6 protein-coding genes are annotated in these 6,206 nt (G+C 71.2%); 3 read left to right on the forward strand and 3 right to left on the reverse strand.

Translation table 11 applies throughout. The features are described 5' to 3' along the window. From dnaG to NBZ83_RS29345, 3 genes are all read left to right on the forward strand, one after another. Positions 1–331: DNA primase (gene dnaG / locus NBZ83_RS29335; protein ID WP_498041090.1), on the forward strand; the 331-nt coding region annotated here is incomplete at its 5' end. 40 nt (positions 332–371) lie between these two features. Next, the gene (locus tag NBZ83_RS29340; protein ID WP_009739720.1) at positions 372–1,550 is read left to right on the forward strand and encodes an RNA polymerase sigma factor; all 1,179 of its coding nucleotides are present in this window, start codon (positions 372–374) and stop codon (positions 1,548–1,550) included. 165 nt (positions 1,551–1,715) lie between these two features. Continuing rightward, a complete protein-coding gene (locus NBZ83_RS29345) occupies positions 1,716–2,648 on the forward strand; it encodes a class I SAM-dependent methyltransferase (RefSeq protein WP_261567616.1) in 933 nt (310 codons plus the stop codon). Positions 2,649–2,703: 55 nt separating this feature from the next. On the opposite strand, the gene NBZ83_RS29350 is transcribed toward NBZ83_RS29345, so the two are convergent. The 3 genes from NBZ83_RS29350 to NBZ83_RS29360 form a co-directional block, all read right to left on the reverse strand. Next, a complete protein-coding gene (locus NBZ83_RS29350; protein WP_261576250.1) occupies positions 2,704–3,726 on the reverse strand; it encodes a glycosyltransferase in 1,023 nt (340 codons plus the stop codon). Continuing rightward, on the reverse strand, positions 3,723–4,937 hold the full coding sequence (locus tag NBZ83_RS29355; RefSeq protein WP_261567618.1) for a glycosyltransferase family 4 protein: 1,215 nt from the start codon (positions 4,935–4,937) through the stop codon (positions 3,723–3,725). The genes NBZ83_RS29350 and NBZ83_RS29355 overlap by 4 nt, the downstream gene beginning before the upstream one ends. An 85-nt stretch (positions 4,938–5,022) precedes the next feature. Continuing rightward, on the reverse strand, positions 5,023–6,206 hold a 1,184-nt coding region (locus tag NBZ83_RS29360), incomplete at its 5' end, for an acyltransferase family protein (RefSeq protein ID WP_261576251.1).

Raw genomic sequence — 6,206 nt, forward strand, 5'->3', positions numbered from 1 at the left:
GGGTGGGGGGCTGGCAAGGACCGGCGACGTCGCCGTGTGGGTGACGGAGCTGTCCGCGGCGGCGACGGAGGAGGGGCTGCGACGTTCCGTCACCGCCCTCGCCGTGGAAAGGGTGCTCTGCGACCACGATGTGGATGATCGTTATGTCGACGAACAGATGTCACGCGTACAGGAGTTGCATGTGACACGTCGGATCACCGACCTGAAGTCGCGGGTGCAGCGGCTCAACCCGGTGGCCGACGCCGAGGCCTTCAACCGTGCCTACGGTGAGCTGATCGCTTTGGAACAGCACAAGCATCAACTCCGGGAGCGGGGCGTAGGTGCCGCGTAACCTGGGTCGATCCCGAGAAGGAAGTGACGAGATTCCGCCCATGAGTCCTACGGTCCTACCCCGCGAAGCCCAGGTGGACGAGGTCAAGGACCTCATCACCCGGGGCAAGGAGATCGGTTTCCTCACCACCGAGGATGTCACGGTCGCGATCCAGGCGGCGGAGCTGCCCCCGGAGCAGGCCGAGACGGTGCTGCAGGTACTCAACGACGAGGGCATCGAGGTCCTTGAGGCGGGGGGTGAGAACCCCGACGAGGCGGACCTGCTGGCGCGCCGCCGCCGCGAGGAGGAGGAGCTCGCCCTCAAGGCACCGACCTCCGACCCGGTACGCATGTACCTCAAGGAGATCGGCAAGGTCCCGCTGCTCACCGCCGAGGAGGAGGTCGACCTCGCCAAGCGGATCGAGGCGGGCCTGTTCGCCTCCGAGAAGCTCGCGGTGGCGACGAAGAAGACCTCCCCGCAGATGCGGCGGGATCTCGAGGCCATCGAGCGCGACGGGCAGATCGCCAAGCGCAAGCTGGTCGAGGCGAACCTGCGCCTCGTGGTCTCGATCGCCAAGCGCTACGTCGGTCGCGGCATGCTGTTCCTGGACCTCATCCAGGAGGGCAACCTCGGCTTGATCCGCGCGGTCGAGAAGTTCGACTACACCAAGGGCTACAAGTTTTCGACCTACGCCACCTGGTGGATCCGGCAGGCGATCACTCGCGCCATCGCCGACCAGGCGCGCACGATCCGCATCCCGGTGCACATGGTCGAGACCATCAACAAGCTGATCCGCATCCAGCGGCAGCTCCTGCAGGACCTCGGCCGCGAGCCGAGCCCGGAGGAGATTGCCAAGGAAATGGATCTCACCCCGGACAAGGTCCGGGAGATTCTCAAGGTCTCCCAGGAGCCGGTCTCGCTGGAGACGCCCATCGGTGAGGAGGAGGACTCCCACCTCGGCGACTTCATCGAGGACTGCGACGCCGTCGTCCCGGTCGACGCAGCCAGCTTCATCCTCCTCCAGGAGCAGCTCGACTCGGTCCTGCACACGCTCTCCGACCGGGAGAAGAAGGTCATCCAGCTGCGCTTCGGGCTCACCGACGGCCATCCGCGCACGCTGGAGGAGGTCGGGCGCGAGTTCGGCGTCACCCGCGAGCGCATCCGGCAGATCGAGTCCAAGACGCTGTCGAAGCTCCGTCACCCGTCTCGCTCGCAGAAGCTCCGCGACTACCTGGAGTAGAACTATCGGGGTCGCCACTCCGATCATTGACCATGAGTGGCGACGACATTACTCTTGGCTAGTATCGGTGTCCTGATCTTCGGTGGCTGCTGTCCATCGATGCTCGTCGGCCCGGTGCTCGGCGGCACACTCGGTGCCGTCTGTCCGGCCGAGAGGATGGCGAGCATGGCTGGCAGGGGATCCACCGGGGCACGTCGGCTACGCCCGCTGGCGGGATTCGCCGTGGCGGCGGCCGGTGCGCAGAACTTTCTCGGCGCTCGATGGGTGCCGGCGGTGCTGGCCGTGACCCCGGCCCGGCGACGCCGGGAGGTCGCGTTGCGCCTGCTGGCATGGAGCCCGCACTACTTCCAGCCTGACGATCATGACCGCCATGCCGCAGCCGAGCGCATCCGGCGCACCCGGCAGGTACTCGCCGACGAGGTTCTCGGCCGCTACCTGCAGATGGACGACGATGTCCTCGACGTCGGCTGCGGCCCCGGCTATCTGGCTGCGGCCGTGGCACCACGGGTCCATTCGGTGACCGCGGTCGACGTCTCCCGTGGGGCGCTGGCCTGCGCGCGGGTACTGAACCCGGCGCCGAACGTGGACTACGCCACCGTCGACGAGTTCATCCGTGGCGGCCATGACGTTGACGTCGTTTACTCCGTCGCCGTCGTCCAACACCTCACCGACGAGGCGTTCGTGCATGCGCTGCGTGGCTGGCACGCCGCGCTGCGTCCCGGGGGCCGGCTGCTGGTGCATGTGGTCGTCGACGATCCGCGCTGGCGGAGCGAGGCGCAGTGGCGCGCCGAGCGCGGACCGGTGGGCCGGCTGAAGTTCCGGCTCGCGCTGAACTGCTTCGGACGCAGCGCCGATCAGGTGCGCCGACTCGTGACGGCAGCCGGATTCGGCGAGCTGGATCTTGTACCGATGGCGTCGCTCGTCGACGTCGACGACGATGTCGCCGGTCAGCACCTGGTGGTCGCCCGCCGCTTGGACGTGGCCGACACGGCGACTCCGTTGCGCGGGCTCGTGGTGCCCACCCAGGCGACGCCGGTCGACCCGTTCGATCTGGAGCGGGTCGTCCCGGTCCCGGCGGACACCGACCCGGCCCGCTGAGCGGCGGCGGTAGCGCCGCTGTGGCGAGCGCGGAGTACGACCGCGCTCGCCGCGCTCAGCTCGCGGCGCCCTCGCCGAGGAGCAGGTCGAAGTACGGCCCGCGGCCGAACAGGTTGTCCTGGTCCGGCTTCACGTCCGCGTCGAGCGCGGCGTGCAGCGCGGCGGCGATCTCCTCGACGGTCTCCCGTTCGTAGCCGACCAGCGCCGGCCCGGCGATCTCGCGGTTGTGGAGGTTGTCCAGGGCGACGACCGGCACACCCATCATCCGACCCTCGGCCATGGGGTAGCCGAAGGATTCGAGTTCGGCCGGGAAGAAGATGGCGTCACACCGGACCATCATGTCGATGACCGTGGCCGCCGGGTGCTCCCCGACGAGCCGCAGGCGCGGATGGTTCGCCACCGCGGGATCGTCGATCTGTGCGGCCTGAGCGGTGGCGGTGATGGTGGCGTCGATGTGGTGGGGCGGGCCGGCGAGGATGTCGAGTGCCGCGAGTCCCACCCGCAGGCGGCGGGTCATCAGCTTGTGCGGGGTGATGATGATGGGGCACAGGAAGTCCACTGTCCTGGCGTCCGCGGCCCGCTCCCGGCGCTCGTCCGCCCGGGCTCGCAACAGCGCCGGGTCTGGCGGTGTCACCGGGTTGAACGCCACGACCACCCGGTCCCGGACGCCCGGCACGATCCGCAGGACCCGTTCGGCCATGCTCGTCGACGGGACGAAGATGTGGTCGGTGCGGCGCAGCGCCGACCACACGACCGGGGCCTGCGCGTGCACGGCCGGGCTGATCCGCAGCCCGAGCGAGCGCACTTCCTCCAGCCGTAGAAAGTGCTGGGGGCCGTGGATGAGAACCCGCCGCTCCCGCCCGGCGACCATGAAGGAGACGTTGTTCAGCGCCAGTGAGCGGTCGTACCGTTCGCCGGGGCACTCTCGGCGCAGCAACCAGGGGGCGGTCAGGACGTGATCGCGGCCGATCGCCCGAAGCTGGGGCAGCTGGCGGTCCCGCAGGTAGAGGTCGAACTCGTTCAGCAGTCGTTTCGCACCGCCGATGCGGGCGCCGGCGCAGTCGACGAGGATCTTCATGATGCTCCCGAGTGAGAGGGCGCGCCGGAGCGCGCTTTGCCGCGAGGGGCGTCCAGCGGCTGGTCCGGGACCTCCGCCCCGCCGCCGGCCGGGTGGGGACGCCCGGTTAGGGCGGTGAACACTCCCCGGGTGTAGTCGTCCGGCCGGGTGGCTGCCGCCGCCCATTCGGCGGCACGGCGGCCGATGCGGGCCAGGCGCGCCCGGTCGGCGAGCATGGCGCGCAGCACGTCGGCGAGTGCCTCGGCCGACTCGTCGACGGGGGTGGCGCCGGTGACGCCGTCCTGGTAGGCGTCGTGACTGCCGCCGGAGGCCGGGCCGACCACCGCGCACCCGGCGAGCTGGGCCTCCAGCAGCACGATGCCGTAGCCTTCGCCGCTGGCCGCCGGACCGCGTGGCCGGGTGCGGGTGCACAGGGCGAACAGGTCGGCGGTGGCGTAGTGCCGGGCGAGCTCCTCGTCGGTCGGGGACTCGTCCAGCTCGGTGTCGGGGTGCGCGGACACCAGCTCGTGCAGTGCACCCGGGGCCGGACCCTGCCCGGCCAGCACGAGCCGGACGGGGCCCAGGGTCTCCCGGACGGAGCGCACCGCCTCCAGCAGGACCGCCGCACCTTTGCCCGCCCAGTCGCCGAGCCGGAACACGCTGAGCATGGTGGGTATCGGCGGTAGCGGCCGGCGCCGGCTCGCCTCGGCGAGCAGCGTCGTCCGCCAGGCCGGCGAGATGCCCGGCGCCAGGATGGGCGCGAGGCCCACGGTGGACAGCGCACCCGCGCTGTAGGAGCTGATCGTGACCGGATGCAGCAGGGGATCGGCCCGCAGGATCGCCCGGTCGGCGGCGCGCATGCTCCAGATGTCGGTGCCGTAGAACAGGACCGGGCCGAAGCGGGCCCGTGTCAGCCGCAGCGCGGCGGCGGCGACCGGGATGAGGTTGGCATGGCCGGCGACGACGCTGTCGGCGGGGCCGAAGCGCCGGGCGGTGTCGAGCGCGCGCAGGGTGAAGCGGGCCCGGGCGGCGGCGGTGAGCTCGACTCCCGGCTCCAGCATGTCGATCCGCAGCAGGTCCGCCCCGCCGGCCCGCAGCGTCTCCTCGACGGTGGTGAGGTAACGCTCGATGCCGCCGCCGAGCCCGCGCGAGACGGTCAGCAGCAGCACGCGCGTGGGCTGGTCGGGTGCGGGCGCAGGGGAGGGGGCAAGGAATCGACGAGGAAGCGGCACGGAAGGTGATGCTAATCTCTCGCCAAGTGTTGGCTCTGCGTTGAGCGGCGTGTCATCGGCACGTTGAGGCTCAAGCCCGCCACTTTCAGTGGCCTTTGCGCGGGACGGGGAGGGTGTCGGGTGCCGCCTCGACCACCCGTCGACGGCGGGACCACCGATTCTTCTGGCGCAGCGCCGGCGCCTCCACGGCGATCCAGCTCGCCGCGGCGAGCAGCACCGTCACGGCCGTGGTCAGCGGCAGGTAGACCACGGCGCCGAGCCGGTGCAGGCCGTACACGGTGGCAAGCTGCTGGATGGGGAAGCCGTAGATGTACAGGCCGTAGGACAGGTCGCGCCGCGCGCCGACCCGGCGCAGCGGCAGTCGGACCGCCAGCCAGGCGACCAGGTACGCCATCGGCAGCGGGGACAGCAGGTGTTGGTCGGTGATGAAGAACGACGCGCCGAGCGCGAGCGCCGCCACCGCGGCGAGCCGGCCCGACAGCGGGATGCGCTCGGCGTACAGGTACAGCACGGCGCCGGCGAGGAAGTGCAGCCCGAAGCGGGCGAGGTCCGTGGAGAAGGGGGCCGGCAGCAGCGCGCCGCCGGGGCCAAGCGGGTGGATCGCGGCGAGCAGCAGCAGGGCCGCGCCGACGGCTAGGACCGGGCGGCGGCGCAGCAGGCCGGCGACCGCGAGCGCCGCGGTGCCGAGATAGCACAGCACCTCCCACCACAGCGTCCACAGCGAACCGTCCCAGGAGACCGGCATGCCCGAACCGGGCAGGGGAAAGAAGGTCCCGGTGGGCGTGCCGGCGATGTCGTAGAAGCGCATCCGGAGCAGCGCGTTGTCGGCGAGGTAGCGCAGCGCGCCGTGCGAGCCGGTCAGCGGGTAGCCGCCAAGCGAGCCGGTGTCGTGCAGCCAACCGAGGGGCGCCACGACGAGGGCGACCAGCAGCAGGCACACCCAGAAGGCGGGCAGGATGCGCAAGGCCCGGTGCCACAGGAAGCGGGGGACGCTCAGCCGCATGCCGCTGCGGGTCACCAGAAATCCGCTCACCGCGAAGAAGCCGTTGAGGGCGACCGCGTCGTACTCCTGGCGACCCAGCGCCGGTGTGTGGTGCCCGCTCAGCGCCCAGCCGTGGAACAGCAGCACCGTCACCGCGAGCAGCAGCCGCAGCGCCCCGATGCTGTTCGGCCCCGCGAAGGCTGTGGCGAGAGTGGGCCGGGACGGGCGCGCCACCTGCCCGGCGCCCGAGGTGGTCGCCGAGGTGGGGAACCCGCGCGGGGGCGGGG

This window comes from Frankia gtarii (assembly GCF_025403375.1).
Lineage (GTDB): Bacteria > Actinomycetota > Actinomycetes > Frankiales > Frankiaceae > Frankia > Frankia gtarii.

Bases quoted from the DNA above. Each gene is read 5' to 3' on its own strand.
- NBZ83_RS29340 (WP_009739720.1), top strand. From the start codon at position 372: ATGAGTCCTACGGTCCTACCCCGCGAAGCCCAGGTGGACGAGGTCAAG.
- NBZ83_RS29350 (WP_261576250.1), bottom strand. From the start codon at position 3,726: ATGAAGATCCTCGTCGACTGCGCCGGCGCCCGCATCGGCGGTGCGAAA.
- NBZ83_RS29345 (WP_261567616.1), top strand. From the start codon at position 1,716: ATGGCTGGCAGGGGATCCACCGGGGCACGTCGGCTACGCCCGCTGGCG.